Origin of the sequence: Bordetella genomosp. 1 (assembly GCF_002261335.1) — a bacterium.
Classification (GTDB): domain Bacteria; phylum Pseudomonadota; class Gammaproteobacteria; order Burkholderiales; family Burkholderiaceae_B; genus Bordetella.
The window spans coordinates 1,075,777-1,092,855 of the sequence record NZ_NEVL01000001.1 but is presented as its reverse complement, the minus strand read 5'-3'; the positions used below and the strand labels follow the sequence as shown (position 1 = coordinate 1,092,855).

Below are 17,079 nucleotides of genomic sequence, written 5' to 3'. Positions count from 1 at the left end.
ACGCATCCCGCCGGCCGGCGCCCGGCGCGGCGCCGCCCCGTCAGAGCCCGCCGGAGTCCTCTCTTGTCCGCCAGCGCACCGCAACGCATCGTCAAGATCCGCCGCGACTACAACACCTGGGTCGCCAACGAAACGCTCGAGGACTACGCCCTGCGTTTCACCCCGGTGTCGTTTCGCAAGTGGTCGGAGTTCCGCGTCGCCAACACCGCCGTGGGCGCGGTGTCGTTCCTGGCGCTCGAGGCCATCGGCGGCGCGCTGGCGCTCAACTACGGCTTCGCCAACGCGTTCTGGGCCATCGTGGCGGTGGCGCTGGTGGTGTTCCTGACCGGCCTGCCGATCGCCTACTACGCCGCCCGCGACGGCCTGGACATGGACCTGCTCACGCGCGGCGCCGGCTTCGGCTACATCGGCTCCACCATCACCTCGTTGATCTACGCGTCGTTCACCTTCATCTTCTTCGCGCTCGAGGCGGCCATCATGGCGCTCGCGCTCGAGCTCGCCACCGGCCTGCCCCTGTCGATCGGCTATCTGGTGTGCGCGCTGGTGGTGATCCCGCTGGTGATGTACGGCATCACCTTCATCAACCGGCTGCAGGCCTGGACCCAGCCGCTGTGGCTGGCGCTGCTGCTGCTGCCCTATGGCTTCATCCTCTGGAAGGATCCGGGTTCGGTGGCCGCCTTCCTGCAGTTCGATGGCTACGACGAGCGCGGCGGCCACTTCAACCTGCTGATGTTCGGCGCGGCCGTGGCGGTGGCCGCCTCGCTGGTGACCCAGATCGGCGAGCAGGTCGACTACCTGCGCTTCCTGCCGCCGCCCACCCGCGCCAACCGCAAGCGCTGGTGGGCCGCGCTGCTGTGCGCCGGCCCGGGCTGGATCCTGCCCGGCGCGGCCAAGATCCTGGGCGGCGCCTTCCTCGCCTACCTCGCGCTCGGGCATGGCGTGAGCGTGGAGAAGGCCGGCGATCCGAACCACATGTACCTGATCGCCTACGGCTACGTGGTCGACCACGCCGGGCTGGCGCTGGCGCTGGTGACGCTGTTCGTGGTGGTGTCGCAGATCAAGATCAACGTGACCAATGCCTATGCCGGCTCGCTGGCCTGGTCCAACTTCTTCGCGCGCGTCACGCACAGCCATCCGGGGCGGGTGGTGTGGCTGGTGTTCAACGTGCTGATCGCGGTGGTGCTGATGGAAATGGGCGTGTTCGGCGCGCTCGAGCACGTGCTGGCGCTGTTCTCGCACGTGGCGCTGGCCTGGATCGGCGCGCTGGTCGCCGATCTGGTGGTCAACAAGCCGCTCGGCCTGTCGCCCTCGCGCATCGAGTTCCGCCGCGCCTATCTGTACGACATCAACCCGGTGGGCGTGGGCAGCATGCTGATCGCGATCGTGCTGGCCCTGCTGGCCTACGCGGGGGCCTTTCCCGGCACGGCCGGCGCGCTGGCGCAGGCGCTCTCGCCCTTCGTGGCGCTGATCGCGGCGTTCGTGAGCGCGCCGGTGATCGCCTGGGCCACGGGCGGCCGCTACAACCTGGCGCGCCAGCCCGAGCCCGCGGCGGGCGGACACGAACAGCGCTGCGTGATCTGCGCCAACCGCTTCGAGCAGCCCGACATGGCGCACTGCCCGGCCTACAACGGCGCGATCTGCTCGCTGTGCTGCACGCTCGACGCCCGCTGCCAGGACCGCTGCAAGCCGCATTCGCGCGTGCAGGACCAGCTCGGCGCGGCCCTGCAGCGCATCCTGCCGGCGCGCATGAGCCGGGTGCTGCACACGCGGCTGGTGCACTACCTGCTCATCGTCACCAGCATCGGCCTGTTGCTGGCGGCGATCCTCGGGCTGATCTACTTCCAGGAGGCGGTGAGCTACCGGCAGGCCGGGCTGGAGCTCGCCGGCCTGCGCGCCACCTTCGCCAAGCTGTACGCCGCGCTGCTGCTGATCGCCGGCGTGGCCGCCTGGTGGCTGGTGCTGACGCAGGAGAGCCGGCGCGTGGCGCAGGAGGAGTCGGACCGCCAGACCACGCTGCTGCTGCGCGAGATCCAGGCGCACCGCCAGACCGATGCCCAGCTGCAGAAGGCCAAGGAGGCGGCGGAGAGCGCCAACCTCGCCAAGAGCCGGTTCATGAGCGGCATGAGCCACGAGCTGCGGGCCCCGCTCAACAGCATCCTGGGCTACGCGCAGATCCTGCAGCGCGACCCGGCGCTGCCGCCCGCGCGGCGCGAGGCCATCGACGTGATCCATCGCAGCGGCAAGCACCTGGTCGGCCTGATCGACGGGCTGCTCGACATCGCCCGCATCGAGGCCGGCAAGCTGCGGCTGGAGAACACCGAACTGCGGCTGCCCGAGTTCCTCGAACAGATTGTGCAGATGTTCCGGCCGCAGACCGCGCTCAATGGGCTGGACTTCCGCTACGAGCGCGCGGCCGACCTGCCCAAGATCGTGCACATCGACGAGAAGCGCCTGCGCCAGATCCTGATCAACCTGCTGAGCAACGCGGTCAAGTTCACGCAGCAGGGCGAGGTGGCGCTGCGCGTCAAGCACGCGGCCGACATGGTGCTGTTCGAGGTGAGCGACAGCGGCATGGGCATCCCCGCCGCGGACATGGAACGCATCTTCCTGCCGTTCGAGCGCAGCTGGGCCGCGGCCGAGCAGGCCGACACCGGCACCGGCCTGGGCCTGACGATCTGCCGCATGCTGACCAACATCATGGGCGGCGAGATCACGGTGCGCAGCGAGGTCGGGCGCGGCAGCGTGTTCGCGCTCAAGCTCTTCCTGCCGGAGATGCGGTCGCCGCGCGGCGACATCCGTCCGGTCGGCCCGGTGATCGGTTACGAGGGCGAGCGGCTGCGCATCCTGACGGTCGACGACCAGCCCTCGCAGCGTCGGCTGGTGCGCGACATGCTGACGCCGCTGGGTTTCGAGGTGCACGAGGCCAACGGCGGCCAGGCCTGCCTGGCCGTGGTGCACACGCTGCGGCCCGCGCTGATCCTGATGGACGTGTCGATGCCGGGCATGGCGGGCTGGGACGTGTGCCGCGCGCTGCGCGCGCAGGGCGTGGCGGTGCCGATCGTGATGCTGTCGGCCAACGTGCACGGCATGGACCCGAAGGACAACGCCGACAGCGGCCACACCGACTTCATCGCCAAGCCCGTCATCATGGACGACCTGCTGGCGCGCATCGGCACGCATCTGCGGCTGCGCTGGCTCAGCGCGGCCGCCCCGCCCGCCGAGGTCCCGCAGGAGGGCGAGCTTCACGGCGTGGCACTCGAACGCGAGGACGCCGAATCGCTGCTGGAACTGGGCGCGATGGGCTACATCAAGGGCATCCTGGCGCGGCTCGACGAGATCGGCCAGCGCCAGCCCCACGCCGCGCGCCTGACGCGCCACCTGCATCTGCTCGCCAGCGAGTTCCAGCTGGCCGAATACAACCGCCTGCTCAAAGACCATGTACAGCGCCACCACCATGCCCTGCCCCGATAAGAACCTCGTCATGCTGGTCGACGATGCGCCCGACAATCTGCGCATGCTGTCGAGCGCGCTCGACGAGGCCGGCTACCGCGTGCTCATCGCCACCGACGGCCCCTCGGCGATCGAGCGGGTCGACTACGTGGTGCCCGACATCGTGCTGATGGATGCGGTGATGCCCGGCATGGACGGCTTCGAGACCTGCGCGCGGCTCAAGGCCCATCCCGTGGCGGCGCAGGTGCCGGTGGTGTTCATGACGGGCCTGACCGAGCCGGAGCACGTGCTGCGCGGCTTTCGCAGCGGCGGCGTGGACTACGTGACCAAGCCGCTCGACACCGAAGTGGTGCTGGCGCGCCTGGACACGCACCTGCGCAACGCGCGCCACCTGTCGGCGGCCTTCGACGCGCTCGACGCGGCGGCGCGCGCCGTGGTGGCGCTGGACGCGCGCGGCCACGCGATCTGGAAGACCGGCCGCGCCCGCCTCTGGCTGGCCGACTACCTGGGCTGCGACGAGGACGCGCCGGGCCTGCCCGCGCCGCTGGCCGACTGGATCGCGCACAACCTGGCGCGCGGCCCCGCGGCCGAGCCGCTGGTGATCGAGGGCGCGGCGGGCCGGCTGATGCTGAGCCTGTCCGCCTCGCGCCGCTCCGGCGAAACCCTGCTGCTGCTGGAAGAACGCGCGCGCCCGGCCGAGGGCGCGGGCACGCTGGCCGCGCTGTACGGCCTCACGCCGCGCGAGTGCGACGTGCTGCAGTGGCTGGCCAAGGGCAAGACCAACCGCGACATCGCCGACATCCTCGGCATGGCGCCACGCACGGTCAACAAGCACCTGGAACACATCTTCGTGAAGCTGGGCGTGGAGACGCGCGCGGCGGCGGCCGGGATCGCGGCGCGGCACGGAATGCTGCGCTGAGCCGGCGCGTACCGCGCGGCGAACGGGATGGTAAGGCGTGTTGCGCGCCGATGCGCACGGCTGCGCGCGGCGTGATGGACGCGGGCGTCGCGGGGACTGCTGGCTGGGGGTGCGCCCGGACGAGAACCGTCCGGCGTCGGGTCGGCAGGAGCTGGCGTCTCCGACAGGAATCGAACCTGTATCTAGGACTTAGGAGGTCCTTGTTCTATCCATTGAACTACGGAGACACGCCGAGCGCGGATTGTATCGCTTTTTGTAGCGCCGGTTCGCGCTCGCCGCCCGCCTCGCCCGGGCGCGGGCGGTGCCGATCGCAGTGCCACTTTGAGCGGTTCCGGCGTCGTCATCGGCGCGCGCGTCCTGCGCGGTCCAGACTGCGACGGCAGGCCCGGCAGGCCCTGCCGCGACCCCGACTGCCTGCGCGCCGCCACCCGGCGACGCGCTCGCTGACCGGGGGATCGGGCAGCCGGAAGCGCAGCGCCCTGCCGCCCCCGCACGGCCCCGTCCCTTTTCGGGAGATTCCCCAGGTCGCCGGTGCGTTCAGCCTGCTGCAGGCCAATCCAAGATACGCTTCGCGGTTACTCGGGAACGCCTGGGCGCGCGCCTGTCAACCTGTCCCTTTATTTTTCTCCGGACAGCCTACAAGTTCCGCTTGCGTCCGAGTTCAAATTACTGTTTAAATTTGGCGCGTAACCCACTAATTCAACTGGACTTTTTTGGACCTCATCCGAAACAAGGCCAGGCAAGATCTCTGAAGATTCAGACAAGGTTTGTAATCCCATGGCATTTCCCTGGATGCGAGCAATTTCCACGGCACTGGCGCCCCTGGCGCTGGCCGCGGCCGCGCTCCTGCCCCTGACCGCGCAAGCGGCCGCCGCCAAGGATCCCTGCAAGACCAACGCAAAGTCGTCCGCCTGCAAGGCCGCCCAGAGCAAGAAGAAAACCACGGCCGCCAAGCCCGCGAGCAAGTCTTCCAGCAAGTCCTCGGCCAAGACCGGCAGCAAGAGCGCCCCCGCCAAGTCGGCTTCCGCCGGCAAGAACACCAACACCACCAAGATCAAGGCAAGCACCCGCAAGAAGGCGGCCGCCACGGCCGCCGCAGGCGACGCGGCCATGCCGCCGCTGGCGTCCTCCCCCGCCGCCGAAGCGCGCGCGCTGCGCTCGACCACGGCCTACGTGCAGGATCTCGAGACCTCCACGGTGATGTTCGCCAAGAACGAAAACGTGGTGCGCCCGATCGCCTCGATCTCCAAGCTCATGACGGCACTGGTGGTGGTCGACGCCAACCTGCCGATGGACGAGGTGATCGAGGTCACCGACGACGACGTCGACACGCTCAAGCACACCACCTCGCGCCTGCGCGTGGGCACGCGCCTGACGCGCGGCGACATGCTGCACCTGGCGCTGATGTCCTCGGAGAACCGCGCCGCGCACGCGCTGGGCCGCAACTACCCGGGCGGCCTGAATGCCTTCGTGACCGCGATGAACGCCAAGGCGCGTTCGCTCGGCATGCTGAGCACGCACTTCATCGAGCCCACCGGCCTGTCGAGCGAAAACGTATCGTCGCCGCACGATCTGGCGCGGTTGCTGCGCGCCGCCGCGCAGCGCCCGCTGATCCACCGCTACTCCACCGACACGGAGTACGACGTCGAGATCAACAACCGCACGCAGACCTTCCGCAACACCAACCTGCTGGTGCGCAAGCCCGACTGGGACATCAAGGTGTCCAAGACCGGCTTCATCAACGAGGCGGGCGAATGCCTGGTGATGCTGGCGCGCATCAACGGCCGCGACGTGGCCATCGTGCTGCTGGACTCGCAGGGCAAGCTCTCGCGTATCGGCGATGCGGTACGCATCCGCCGCATCCTGCAAAGCGACGTGGCCATGCTCTAAGACCACGGGCTCAATAAAAAGAATCGCCGCTGCTCACACAGCGGCGTTTTTTTTTGCGCAGGGGTGTTTCAGGCGGTGGCGCGCTCGGGCAGCGGCCGCTCGTCGAACAGGTCGGGGCGCAGGCCCTGGAACACGGTGCGGGCATCGAGGCCGCGGATGGGGACTGCCGCGTCGCGCGGAATGCGGCCCTCGGCCTGCAGCATCTGGTAGCGCAGGCAGCACACGCGCAGGAACGAGGTGAAGTTGGGCACCTCGCCGCGATAGTCCATCAGCTCGTCGTAGAGCCGCTCGATCAGTTGCGTGACGCGCATGCCGTCGCGCGCGGCGAGCTCCTCGAGCACGTTCCAGAAGAGTTTTTCGAGGCGCACGCTGGTGGCCACGCCGTGCAGGCGCAGCGAGCGTGCCTCGGTGGCATAGGATTGCGCGTTGGCGCGCACGAAGATCTCGCACATGGTGACTCCCGCCGTGGCCCGGTGACTCCACACTTTAGGCCGGCGCCACGCGCAGGGCAATGGGGGCCGGCGCCGCCGTCCCCCTGCCCGCGGCGCGGATCAGTGCGAGATGCGCGTGCCCAGCACGGCGAGGAACTGCGCCAGCCAGGCCGGATGGGCCGGCCATGCCGGCGCGGTGACCAGGTTGCCGTCGGTGTGGGCCTGGTCGATGGCGATCTCGGCATAGGTGCCGCCCGCCAGCCGGACCTCCGGCGCGCAGGCCGGGTAGGCCGAGCAGGTGCGGCCCTCGAGGATGCCCGCGGCGGCCAGCAGCTGCGCGCCGTGGCAGACGGCGGCGATGGGCTTGTTGGCCTGGTCGAAGTGCCGCACGATCTCCAGCACGCGCTCATTGAGCCGCAGGTATTCCGGCGCGCGTCCGCCCGGGATCACCAGGCCGTCGTAGTTCTGCGGCTCGACCTTGGCGAAGTCGTAGTTCAGCGCGAAATTGTGACCGCGCTTTTCGCTGTAGGTCTGCGCGCCCTCGAAATCGTGGATCGCGGTGGCCACGCTGTCGCCGGCCTTTTTGTCGGGACACACCGCGTGCACCTTGTGGCCCACGGCCAGCAGGGTCTGGAACGGCACCATGGTTTCGTAGTCTTCGGCGTAGTCGCCGACCAGCATCAGCAGGGTTTTGCTCATGATCGTCTCCGGTAGAGGACATGCGGGGCCGCGGGAGGCGGCGCGCTGTTCTTGTGCTTGTGGCCCATTGTGCGCGGCCGGCGCCGGCCGCGGGTGGTAGCCCGATACCGCAGCGCTGCAACAGAGCTGTCAAGGCGCTTGCGGCAACGCCTGCTCACGTTTCGGGCGGAACCCGCGCCGCGCGCGCCCGGTCCACCGATGCAGGGCCGCACACCGTGGCCCCTCGTCATCCCGAGGTTTCCCATGCATCCGATCTCCGGCCCTGCCCCGTCCGCGCCCCGCGCCACCGGCCCGCGCCTGCCGCGCCGCATCGGCTTCGCCGGCCGCGCGGCCACGCTGGAGCCGCTGTCGCAGGCGCACGTGGACGAGCTCTGGCTGGCGATGGACGATGCGGAGGACAGCTGGCGCTACCTGAACTACGGGCCGTTCGCGAGCCGGCGCGCGCTGGCCGAGCAGGTGGCCAGCCTGGTGAGCCGCAGCTCGCCGCTCTACTGGGCCGTGCGGCGCCACGACAGCGGCCGCGCCGAAGGCTGGCTGTCGCTGTGCGACTGGTCGCTCACCGACGCCAGCCTCGAACTGGGCGGCATCTGGTTCGGACCCGCGCTGCAACGCACGCGCGCCGGCACCGAGGCCGTGTTCCTGCTGCTGCGATATGTGTTCGAAGACCTGCGCTTCGAGCGGCTGGTGTGGCGCAGCCTCACCGACAACACGCGCTCGCTGCACGCGGCGCGCCGCTACGGCTTCCGCCCCGAAGGGATCTGGCGCTCGGCCGCGCGGGTCAAGGGCCGGCGCGGCGACGTGGCCTGGCACGGCCTGCTGGCCGCCGAGTGGCCGGCGCAGCGCGAGCGCCTGGCGGGCTGGCTCGACGAACGCAACTTCGGCGCCGATGGCCGCGCGCGCACGCCGCTGGCGCTGCCGCTGTGAGGTCTACTGTTCGAGGCCGACGCTGACGGGGGTGGCGCCGAGCAGGTCGACCAGCACCTGCGGCGCGATGCCGATCAGGTAGCCGCGCCGCCCGCCGTTGATATAGATCTGCGGGTAGTCGAGCACGGTGGCCTCGACGAACACCGGCATGCGCTTGCGCGTGCCGAACGGCGAGGTGCCGCCCACCTGATAACCCGAATGGCGCTGCGCCACCTCGGGCTGGCACGGCGCCACCTTCTTCAGGCCCGCCTGGCGCGCCAGATTCTTGGTCGAGACCTCGCGGTCACCATGCATCAGCACCACGAGCGGCCGCGCCGCGTCGTCTTCCATGATGAGCGTCTTCACCACCGCATGCGGGTCCACGCCGAGCTGGCGCGCCGATTCGCGCGCGCCGCCGTGGTCGACGTACTCGTAGGTGTGTTCGCTGTAGGCCACCTTGTGCTGCTTGAGGAACTGGGTGGCGGGGGTTTCCGAGACGTGGCGGCTCTTGCTCATGGCGATGACGGGACAGGGGATCAGGCGCGCGGATGATGCGCGGCGTGCAGCGCGCGCAGGCGTTCCCGCGCGACGTGCGTGTAGATCTGGGTGGTGGAGATATCGGCGTGCCCCAGCAGCAGCTGCACCACGCGCAGATCCGCGCCGTGGTTCAGCAGGTGGGTGGCGAAGGCGTGGCGCAGCACGTGCGGCGACAGCGGCGCCCGCACGTCGGCCAGCAGGGCGTACTTCTTCACCAGTTGCCAGAAGGCCTGGCGCGACATGGCCTCGGCGCGCGCGGTGAGAAACATGGCGTCGGCGGCGCGGCCGCCCGCGAGCTCGGGGCGGCCCTCGCGCAAATACTGATCGAGCCAGTGCGCGGCCTCGGCGCCCAGCGGCACCAGCCGGTCCTTGCCGCCCTTGCCTTGCAGCACCCGCACCACGCCCTCGTTCAGGCTCACGTCGAGCACCTTCACGCCCACCAGCTCGCTCACGCGCAGGCCGGTGGCGTAGAGGGTTTCGAGCATGGCGCGGTCGCGCAGGCCGCGCGCGGTCTTGACGTCCGGCGCGTTCAGCAGCGCCTCCACCTGCCCTTCCGAGAGGGTCTTGGGCACGCGCAGGGGCTGCTTGGCGGCCACCAGCGTGAGGCAGGGGTCTGCGGACACCACGTGTTCGCGCAGCGCCCAGGCGTAGAAGCGGCGCAGCGCCGCGAGCCGCCGGTTGGCGGTGGTGGGACGGCTCTCTTCGTGGCGCGCCGCGAACCAGGCGGAAATGTCGGCCGCGCCCACCTGCCGCAGCGCGGCGGCGGCCGCCTGGCCCTGATGCTCCTCGGGATGCTCGAGCCAGTGGGCGAAGGCGCTGAGGTCGCGGCGGTAGGCCGCCAGGGTATTGGCAGCCAGGCCGTCCTCGAGCCAGACGGCGTCGATGAAAGCGTCGATGTCGGGCTGGGAGGCCAGGGGCGCGGCGTCAGTCATGGCAATAGGAAAAACAGCGTGGCCGGCACGACGTGCCCGTTCGGAGGAGCCAGCCCCCGTCGACCGGGGCCCGCCCATTCTACGTCGAGCGGGGCGCGGCTCAGGATTGCGCGCGCAACCAGTCTTCGAACACCTTGAGGGCGCCGGACCGCTCGCTGCGCTGGGGATAACCGAAATAATAGCCCTGACTCACGGCCAGGGCCTGCGGCACCGGCATCGCCAGCGTGCCGGCATCGAGCGCCGGCTGCGCCAGGAAGCGCGGCATCAGGCCGACGCCCAGGCCGGCCTGCACCGCCGCCATCACCATCGTGAACAGCTCGTAGCGCGGCCCGCCGGCCGCCTGCGGGCCGTAGGCGTGACCGTTGGCCGTGTACCACTGGCGCCAGGCATCGGGACGCGAGGCCAGGTGCAGATGGGTCAGGCCCGCCAGCGGCAGGCCGGCGCGTGCCTCGGCGGCCACGGCGCCCGCCAGCGGCGGCGCGCACACCGGCACCAGCTCGCGCTCGGGGAACAGCAGCGCGCCCTGCGTGCCCGGCCAGATGCCGTCGCCATGGTAGAGCGCGCCGTCGAACGGCTGGTCCTTGAACTGGAACGGCAAGGTGCGCACCGACAGGCTCACGGTGATGTCGGGATGGGCCTGCTGGAACTGCGCCAGGCGCGGGATCAGCCAGGTGGTGGCCAGCGTGGGCACCACGGCGATGTGGATGCTGCGGCCCATGCCGGTGCGGCTCACCAGGCCGAAGGTGTCTTTCTCGATCTGGTCGAGGTGATGGCGGATGCGGCCGGCGTACTCGGCGCCGTGGTCGGTGAGCACGATGCGGCGCCTGACCCGGGTGAACAGCGCCACGCCCAGCCGCGCCTCCAGGCTGGCCACCTGCCGATAGACGGCGCTGTGGGTGAGCGACAGCTCTTCGGCCGCGCGCGAAAAGCTGCCCAGCCGCGCCGAGGCCTCGAACGCCTGCAGGGCGCTCAGGTTGGGAATTCCGTTTCTCATCGCCGTGGCCCGTGGGCCCCTCCTCGCTTTCCTGCATGCCCATGCCCGGGCGATGCGTCACCCGAACGGCCTCGCCCGGATGCTGCATCGCAACACCGCGGGACGTGCCGGCAGGTCAACATGATGTGCAATTTTATCAATTGCTTTGTGCAAGTGAGGAACATTATCCTCGCGAGATATTCTCCCGTGGCCTGTCTGATGAACGCTGAAACCAACACCACTCCCGCCGCCCGCATGGGCGGCCACATCCTGGTCGACCAACTGGCCGCCCATGGCGTCAAGCACGTGTTCTGTGTGCCCGGCGAGAGCTACCTCGCGGTGCTCGACGGCCTGCACGACGCCAGCATCCACGTGACCGTGTGCCGCCAGGAAGGCGGCGCGGCCATGATGGCGGACGCGCACGGCAAGCTCACCGGCGAACCCGGCATCTGCATGGTCACGCGCGGCCCTGGCGCCTCCAACGCGCTGGCCGGCGTGCACATCGCCAAGCAGGACTCGACCCCGCTGATCCTGTTCGTGGGCCAGATCGAGCGCGGCATGCGCGAGCGCGAGGCCTTCCAGGAAATGGACTACCGCGCCGTGTTCGGCACGCAGGCCAAGTGGGTCACCGAGATCGACCAGGTCGAGCGCATCCCCGAACTGATCTCGCGCGCCTTCCACATCGCCACCTCGGGCCGTCCGGGCCCGGTGGTGATCGCGCTGCCCGAAGACATGCTGGTGGAATACGCCTCGGTGCCCGACGCGCCCCGCTACGAGGTGATCGACGCCGCGCCCGCCGCGGGCCAGATCGACGAACTCGCCGGCATGCTGGCCGCCGCGAAGAACCCGGTCGCGATCCTCGGCGGCACGCGCTGGGATGCGCGCGGCGTGCAGCAGTTCGCCGACTTCGCCCGCGCCCACGCCCTGCCCACCGCGGTGTCGTTCCGGCGCCAGATGCTGTTCCCGGCCGACCACCCCTGCTACATCGGCGACGTGGGCCTCGGCATCAATCCGGCGCTGCTGCAGCGCGTGGCCGACGCCGACCTGATCCTGCTGGTGGGCGGCCGCATGTCGGAGAACCCGAGCCAGGCCTACACGCTGCTCGACATCCCGGTGCCGCGCCAGAAGCTGGTGCACGTGCATCCCGACAGCGGCGAGCTGGCGCGCGTCTACCGCCCCAACCTGGCCGTGAACGTGTCGCCCAACGCCTTCTGCGCCGCGCTGGCCGCCATCCCGGCCCCCAAGACCGAGCCGGTCTGGGCCGACGGCACCCGCACCATGCGCGAGAGCTACCTGAAGTGGAGCGACCCGGCCGCCATCAAGACGCCGGGCCGCCTGCAGCTCGGCGAGGTGATGGCCTATCTCGAAGAGAAGCTGCCGGCCGACGCCATCATGACCAACGGCGCCGGCAACTACGCCACCTGGCTGCACCGCTTCCACCGTTTCACCCGCTTCGGCACGCAGCTCGCGCCGACCTCGGGCTCGATGGGCTACGGCCTGCCGGCCGCCGTGGGCGCCAAGCGCGTCTGGCCCGACAAGACCGTGGTCTGCTTCGCCGGCGACGGCTGCTTCCTGATGCACGGCCAGGAGTTCGCCACGGCCGTGCAATACGACCTGCCCATCATCGTGGTGCTGGTCGACAACGGCATGTACGGCACCATCCGCATGCACCAGGAGAAGCACTATCCCGGCCGCGTCTCGGCCACCGAGCTGAAGAATCCCGACTTCGCCGACTACGCCCGCGCCTTCGGTGGCCACGGCGAACGCGTCGAGACCGCGGCGGAATTCGGCCCGGCCTACGAGCGCGCGCTGGCCAGCGGCAAGCCGGCCATCCTGCACTGCCTGATCGATCCGCAGACCATCACGCCGTCGACCACGCTGGACAAGATCCGCGCGGCCGCGCAGCAGGCCGCGAAGTAAACGGCGCGCGCGGGTAAACCCCGCGCGCCGCCAGCACCGAAATACTTTATATTTAAACTTTCGTATCCCGTACCGGAGTACCGCATGTCCTCGATGCCCTCTTTCCACTGGCAAGATCCCCTGCTGCTCGACCAGCAGCTCACCGAAGAAGAACGCATGGTGCGTGACGCCGCCCTGGCCTACGCCCAGGACAAGCTGGCTCCGCGCGTGCTCGACGCCTTCCGCAACGAAAAGACCGACCCGGCGATCTTCGCCGAAATGGGCGAGCTGGGCCTGCTGGGCGCCACCATCCCCACCGAATACGGCGGCGCCGGCCTGAACTACGTCAGCTACGGCCTGATCGCCCGCGAAGTCGAGCGCGTCGACTCCGGCTACCGCTCGATGATGAGCGTGCAGTCGTCGCTGGTGATGGTGCCGATCAATGAGTTCGGCAGCGAAGCCCAGAAGCAGAAGTACCTGCCCAAGCTGGCCAGCGGCCAGTGGATCGGCTGCTTCGGCCTGACCGAACCCAACCACGGCTCGGATCCCAACGGCATGGAAACCCGCGCCACCAAGGTCGCCGACGGCTACAAGCTGAGCGGCAACAAGATGTGGATCACCAACTCCCCCATCGCCGACGTGTTCGTGGTGTGGGCCAAGGTCGTGGGCGGCGAGCACGACGGCAAGATCCGCGGCTTCATCCTCGACAAGGGCATGAAGGGCCTGACCGCGCCGGCGATCCACGGCAAGGTCGGCCTGCGCGCCTCGATCACCGGCGAAATCGTGATGGACGAAGTCGAAGTGAGCGAAGACCAGATGATGCCGGGCGTGTCCGGCCTGAAGGGTCCGTTCACCTGCCTGAACTCGGCCCGCTACGGCATCGCCTGGGGCGCGCTCGGCGCCGCCGAAGCCTGCTGGCACACCGCCCGCCAGTACACGATGGACCGCAAGCAGTTCGGCCGCCCCCTGGCGCAGAACCAGCTGATCCAGAAGAAGCTGGCCGACATGCAGACCGAGATCACGCTGGGCCTGCAGGGCTGCCTGCGCCTGGGCCGCATGAAGGACGAAGGCACCGCCGCCGTCGAGATCACCTCGATCATGAAGCGCAACTCGTGCGGCAAGGCGCTCGACATCGCCCGCCTCGCGCGCGACATGCTCGGCGGCAACGGCATCTCCGATGAATTCGGCGTCGCCCGTCACCTGGTGAACCTCGAAGTCGTGAACACCTACGAAGGCACGCACGACGTGCACGCGCTGATCCTGGGCCGCGCCCAGACCGGCCTGCAAGCGTTCTTCTGATGCGATCGGGCGCAAGCCCGAGCGCACCAAAAAAAAGGCCCGGTGCTCGCCAGAGCACCGGGCCTTTTCTTCATGAGCGCGCCAGGCGCGCCGCTCAACTCTCTCCGCTCAGGTCGAACAGGCTGGTCGCGTCGAGCTCCAGCACGGCTTCGTCGTGCTGGTTGTAGACGATCCAGAACCACGTGACGATGCCGAGGTCTTCGCGCGAGGAGGAGATGCGGGCGCCCTGCACGCGCATGTGCAGCGTGAGGGTGTCGCCGGGCCGAACGGGCACGCGCCAGCGCACTTCGCCCAGGCCGGGCGAGCCGAAGGATTCGGAGTCGTGCAGCACGGCGTCCACGGCCATGCGCATGGCCAGTGCGCAGGTGTGCCAGCCGCTGGCGATCAGGCCGCCCCAGCGGCCCTCTTCGGCGCGCCTGACGTCGGTGTGGAACCACTGGGGATCGAACCGCCGGGCGAACTCGAGGATCTCTTCCTGCGTCAAGGTGATCGGACCGCCCTTGATCACCATGCCCTGACGAAACTCGGCGAACTTCATATGCGCTCCCTTCGATACGCGTGATCTTGCAGTCAGGATAGACCAGGCGGGGCCGCGCTCCAATGGGCGCGCGCCCCGATGAGCCATGCAACGGTCAGATCAGCGCTTCGATGAGATACGGACCCTTGCGCGCGAGGCCGGCCTGCATGGCGCGGGTGAAAGCCTCGATCGAATCCACGCGCACCGCCTCGACGCCCATGCCGCGCGCCAGCGACACCCAGTCGAGCTCGGGCTGGTCGAGGTCGAGCATGCGGCGCGCGTTCACGCCCGGCTCGACCACGCCGACGTTCTTCATCTCGCCATGCAGCGTGGCATAGGTGCGATTGGCGTAGATCACCGTCAGGCAATCGAGGTTCTCGCGCGCCTGGGTCCAGAGGCCCTGCACCGTGTACATGCCGCTGCCGTCGGCCTGCAGCGTGATGACCTTGCGGTCGGGGCAGGCCACGGCGGCGCCGGCCGCCATGGGCAGGCCGATGCCGATCGCGCCGCCGGTGAGCTGCAGCAGGTCGTGCGGTGCCGAGGCCTCGCTGAAGCCCCCGAATTCTCGGCCCTGCGTGATCGATTCATCGACGATGATCGCGTTGTCGGGAATCAGCCCGGCCACGATGCGATTGATGGCCAGGCCCGTGAGCTTGCCGCTGGCGGGCGCGGCGTCGGTGAGCGGCTTGGCGACCAGGCCGGGCGCATTGGCCTTGAGGCCGAGCTCTTCCGCGAGCCATTCGAGCGCCTGCGTCAGGTCCTGTTCGACGGTGGCCATCACGATCTGGTTGCTGCCCTCGGCGGCCAGCAGGCTGGGCTTGCCCGGGTAGGCGAAGAACGCCACCGGCGTGCGCGCGCCCACCATGATGAGGTGGCGCACGTCTTTCAGGAACGCCACCGCCATGTCGACCGGATACGGCAGGCGCGTGACCGGCGCGCGCGCGCCGCCCCGTTCGAGGCGGCGGTTGGAGGTCTCGCTCGCCAGGCGCACGTTGAAGGCCTGCGCGATGCGGCCGGCGGCCTCGAGCGCGCGGCCGCGCAGCGCGGTGCCGCCGAGCAGCAGCGTGGTGTTCTCGCCCGAGCGGATCGCGGCGGCGGCCGCGCGGATCGCATCGGCCTGCGCCGGCTTGGGCGCATCCGGCGTCACGGCCACCGGCGCCGGCGTGCTCGCGGGCAGGTCGGTCCAGGCGGCGTCGGCCGGCAGGATCAGGGTGGCGATGTTGCCCGGCGCGCTGCGCGCGACGCGGATCGCCTCGCCCGTCTGGCGCGCCACGGAGGCGGCGTCGGTGATGCGATCGACCCAGTGCGACATCGGCCGGGCCACGCCCTCGGCATCGCTGGTGAGCGGCGCGTCGTACTGCACGTGGTAGGTGGCGTGATCGCCGACCACGTTCACCATCGGCGTGCGGGCGCGGCGCGCGTTGTGCAGGTTGGCCAGGCCGTTGCCCAGGCCCGGGCCCAGGTGCAGCAGCGTGGCGGCCGGCTTGTCGGCCATGCGTGCGTAGCCGTCGGCGGCGCCGGTCACCACCCCTTCGAACAGGCCCAGCACGCAACGCATGCGCGGCTTGCGGTCGAGCGCGGCCACGAAGTGCATTTCGGAGGTTCCGGGATTGGCGAAGCAGACATCAATGTCGTTGGCCAGCAGGGTGTCGCAAAGGCTATCGGCGCCGTTCATGGTGTGTCGTGGATCTTTGGGGAGGGAATGGAGGCACGCGCACGGCAGCGCCGTGCGCGCGGATGCGGAACATCATAGGGATAGACCGGCACCTCTGCTAGGTCCAGTTTTTGGCAGCTTCATGGAACCACTGCGCACCGCGCGGCGGCACCCTAGGGTAGACCCTAGGGCACGCGCGCGACGCCGGCGCGTGCCGCTCAGGCCGGCAGCAACTGGCCCAGGAAGGCCTGCGCCCGCTCGGTCTGCGGCGCCGAGAAAAAGCGCTGCGGCGGCGCGCTCTCGACGATGCGGCCGGCATCCATGAAGACCACGCGATCGCCCACCTCGCGCGCGAAGCCCATCTCGTGCGTGACGCAGATCATCGTCATGCCCTCGCGAGCCAGCTCCACCATTGTCTCCAGCACCTCCTTCACCATCTCCGGATCGAGCGCGGAGGTGGGCTCGTCGAACAGCATCACCTTGGGCTGCATGCACAGGGCGCGCGCGATCGCGACGCGCTGCTTCTGTCCGCCCGACAGCTGGCCGGGATACTTGTCGGCCAGCTGCGGGATGTGCACGCGCTCGAGAAACTGCATGGCGCGCGCATCCGCCTCCGCCTCGCTCACGCCCTTCACCAGGCGCGGCGCGATGGTGCAGTTCTCGCGCACCGTGAGGTGCGGGAACAGATTGAAGTGCTGGAACACCATGCCCACGTCGGCGCGCACGCGCTCGATCTGTTCGAGCCGGTCGTCGAGCGTGACGCCATTGACGACGATGGTGCCCTCCTGGTGTTCCTCGAGCCGGTTGATGAGGCGGATGGTGGTGGACTTGCCCGAGCCCGAGGGCCCGCACAGGATCAGCTTCTCGCCCGGATGCACGTCCAGCGACAGGTCGTCGATGACCTTGAATTCGCCATACCATTTGCTCACGCCGCGCAGGCGGATGACGGGTTCGGTCGTATGCGTGGCTTGCATGG

Annotated in this window: 14 protein-coding genes and 1 tRNA gene; 6 read left to right on the top strand and 9 right to left on the bottom strand. The window is 69.5% G+C overall.

Going from position 1 to position 17,079, the window contains the following annotated elements; genetic code table 11:
- The first annotated feature begins 63 nt into the window (after nucleotides 1-63).
- Together CEG14_RS05005 and CEG14_RS05000 are read left to right on the top strand one after the other, a co-directional pair.
- Entirely contained in the window at nucleotides 64-3,471 is a 3,408-nt protein-coding gene (locus tag CEG14_RS05005; protein WP_094825216.1) for an ATP-binding protein, read from the top strand.
- Nucleotides 3,437-4,369, top strand: coding sequence for a response regulator transcription factor (locus CEG14_RS05000; protein WP_094825215.1), 933 nt, complete (start codon nucleotides 3,437-3,439; stop codon nucleotides 4,367-4,369). The genes CEG14_RS05005 and CEG14_RS05000 overlap by 35 nt, the downstream gene beginning before the upstream one ends.
- 152 nt (nucleotides 4,370-4,521) lie before the next feature.
- Here CEG14_RS05000 and CEG14_RS04995 read toward each other — a convergent pair.
- Nucleotides 4,522-4,596 (bottom strand) — tRNA-Arg (locus CEG14_RS04995).
- A gap of 550 nt (nucleotides 4,597-5,146) precedes the next feature.
- On the opposite strand from CEG14_RS04995, the gene pbpG reads away from it, so the two are divergent.
- Nucleotides 5,147-6,259 (top strand): D-alanyl-D-alanine endopeptidase, encoded by a 1,113-nt coding sequence (gene pbpG / locus CEG14_RS04985; RefSeq protein WP_255032098.1) that lies wholly within the window; start codon nucleotides 5,147-5,149, stop codon nucleotides 6,257-6,259.
- 68 nt (nucleotides 6,260-6,327) lie between these two features.
- On the opposite strand, the gene CEG14_RS04980 is transcribed toward pbpG, so the two are convergent.
- Together CEG14_RS04980 and CEG14_RS04975 are read right to left on the bottom strand one after the other, a co-directional pair.
- Complete coding sequence (locus CEG14_RS04980; protein ID WP_094825213.1) at nucleotides 6,328-6,711, bottom strand: ribbon-helix-helix domain-containing protein; 384 nt, start codon at nucleotides 6,709-6,711, stop codon at nucleotides 6,328-6,330.
- A gap of 99 nt (nucleotides 6,712-6,810) precedes the next feature.
- Nucleotides 6,811-7,389, bottom strand: coding sequence for a DJ-1/PfpI family protein (locus CEG14_RS04975; RefSeq protein WP_094825212.1), 579 nt, complete (start codon nucleotides 7,387-7,389; stop codon nucleotides 6,811-6,813).
- Between the two features lie 243 nt (nucleotides 7,390-7,632).
- Between CEG14_RS04975 and CEG14_RS04970 the strand changes: the two genes are divergently transcribed.
- Nucleotides 7,633-8,313, top strand: a complete 681-nt coding sequence (locus CEG14_RS04970; protein ID WP_094825211.1) for a GNAT family N-acetyltransferase — start codon at nucleotides 7,633-7,635, stop codon at nucleotides 8,311-8,313.
- 3 nt (nucleotides 8,314-8,316) lie between these two features.
- Here the strand turns inward: CEG14_RS04970 and ybaK are convergent, their stop codons facing one another.
- The 3 genes from ybaK to CEG14_RS04955 form a co-directional block, all read right to left on the bottom strand.
- Nucleotides 8,317-8,808, bottom strand: coding sequence for a Cys-tRNA(Pro) deacylase (ybaK, locus tag CEG14_RS04965; protein WP_094825210.1), 492 nt, complete (start codon nucleotides 8,806-8,808; stop codon nucleotides 8,317-8,319).
- Between the two features lie 20 nt (nucleotides 8,809-8,828).
- Complete coding sequence (gene xerD / locus CEG14_RS04960) at nucleotides 8,829-9,761, bottom strand: site-specific tyrosine recombinase XerD (protein ID WP_094825209.1); 933 nt, start codon at nucleotides 9,759-9,761, stop codon at nucleotides 8,829-8,831.
- Between the two features lie 100 nt (nucleotides 9,762-9,861).
- Nucleotides 9,862-10,755: a LysR substrate-binding domain-containing protein gene (locus tag CEG14_RS04955; protein ID WP_094825208.1), complete on the bottom strand. Its 894-nt coding sequence runs from the start codon at nucleotides 10,753-10,755 to the stop codon at nucleotides 9,862-9,864.
- 198 nt (nucleotides 10,756-10,953) lie between these two features.
- Between CEG14_RS04955 and CEG14_RS04950 the strand changes: the two genes are divergently transcribed.
- Both CEG14_RS04950 and CEG14_RS04945 read left to right on the top strand, forming a co-directional pair.
- Nucleotides 10,954-12,654 (top strand): thiamine pyrophosphate-binding protein, encoded by a 1,701-nt coding sequence (locus tag CEG14_RS04950; RefSeq protein WP_094825207.1) that lies wholly within the window; start codon nucleotides 10,954-10,956, stop codon nucleotides 12,652-12,654.
- A gap of 84 nt (nucleotides 12,655-12,738) precedes the next feature.
- Nucleotides 12,739-13,932, top strand: coding sequence for an acyl-CoA dehydrogenase (locus CEG14_RS04945; RefSeq protein WP_094825206.1), 1,194 nt, complete (start codon nucleotides 12,739-12,741; stop codon nucleotides 13,930-13,932).
- Between the two features lie 94 nt (nucleotides 13,933-14,026).
- Here the strand turns inward: CEG14_RS04945 and CEG14_RS04940 are convergent, their stop codons facing one another.
- The 3 genes from CEG14_RS04940 to CEG14_RS04930 form a co-directional block, all read right to left on the bottom strand.
- Nucleotides 14,027-14,470: a MaoC family dehydratase gene (locus CEG14_RS04940; RefSeq protein ID WP_094825205.1), complete on the bottom strand. Its 444-nt coding sequence runs from the start codon at nucleotides 14,468-14,470 to the stop codon at nucleotides 14,027-14,029.
- Between the two features lie 94 nt (nucleotides 14,471-14,564).
- Nucleotides 14,565-16,124 carry an acetolactate synthase large subunit gene (locus tag CEG14_RS04935; RefSeq protein WP_094825204.1) on the bottom strand — a complete coding sequence of 520 codons (1,560 nt, stop codon included), beginning with the start codon at nucleotides 16,122-16,124 and terminating at the stop codon, nucleotides 14,565-14,567.
- Nucleotides 16,125-16,321: 197 nt separating this feature from the next.
- Nucleotides 16,322-17,077 (bottom strand): amino acid ABC transporter ATP-binding protein, encoded by a 756-nt coding sequence (locus CEG14_RS04930; RefSeq protein ID WP_094825203.1) that lies wholly within the window; start codon nucleotides 17,075-17,077, stop codon nucleotides 16,322-16,324.
- Between the last annotated feature and the right edge of the window lie 2 nt (nucleotides 17,078-17,079).

Coding starts and splice junctions, on each gene's coding strand:
- CEG14_RS05000 (WP_094825215.1), top strand. CDS start 3,437: ATGTACAGCGCCACCACCATGCCCTGCCCCGATAAGAACCTCGTCATG.
- pbpG (WP_255032098.1), top strand. CDS start 5,147: ATGGCATTTCCCTGGATGCGAGCAATTTCCACGGCACTGGCGCCCCTG.
- CEG14_RS04980 (WP_094825213.1), bottom strand. CDS start 6,711: ATGTGCGAGATCTTCGTGCGCGCCAACGCGCAATCCTATGCCACCGAG.
- CEG14_RS04975 (WP_094825212.1), bottom strand. CDS start 7,389: ATGAGCAAAACCCTGCTGATGCTGGTCGGCGACTACGCCGAAGACTAC.
- CEG14_RS04970 (WP_094825211.1), top strand. CDS start 7,633: ATGCATCCGATCTCCGGCCCTGCCCCGTCCGCGCCCCGCGCCACCGGC.
- ybaK (WP_094825210.1), bottom strand. CDS start 8,808: ATGAGCAAGAGCCGCCACGTCTCGGAAACCCCCGCCACCCAGTTCCTC.
- xerD (WP_094825209.1), bottom strand. CDS start 9,761: ATGACTGACGCCGCGCCCCTGGCCTCCCAGCCCGACATCGACGCTTTC.
- CEG14_RS04955 (WP_094825208.1), bottom strand. CDS start 10,755: ATGAGAAACGGAATTCCCAACCTGAGCGCCCTGCAGGCGTTCGAGGCC.
- CEG14_RS04950 (WP_094825207.1), top strand. CDS start 10,954: ATGAACGCTGAAACCAACACCACTCCCGCCGCCCGCATGGGCGGCCAC.
- CEG14_RS04945 (WP_094825206.1), top strand. CDS start 12,739: ATGTCCTCGATGCCCTCTTTCCACTGGCAAGATCCCCTGCTGCTCGAC.
- CEG14_RS04940 (WP_094825205.1), bottom strand. CDS start 14,470: ATGAAGTTCGCCGAGTTTCGTCAGGGCATGGTGATCAAGGGCGGTCCG.
- CEG14_RS04935 (WP_094825204.1), bottom strand. CDS start 16,124: ATGAACGGCGCCGATAGCCTTTGCGACACCCTGCTGGCCAACGACATT.
- CEG14_RS04930 (WP_094825203.1), bottom strand. CDS start 17,077: ATGCAAGCCACGCATACGACCGAACCCGTCATCCGCCTGCGCGGCGTG.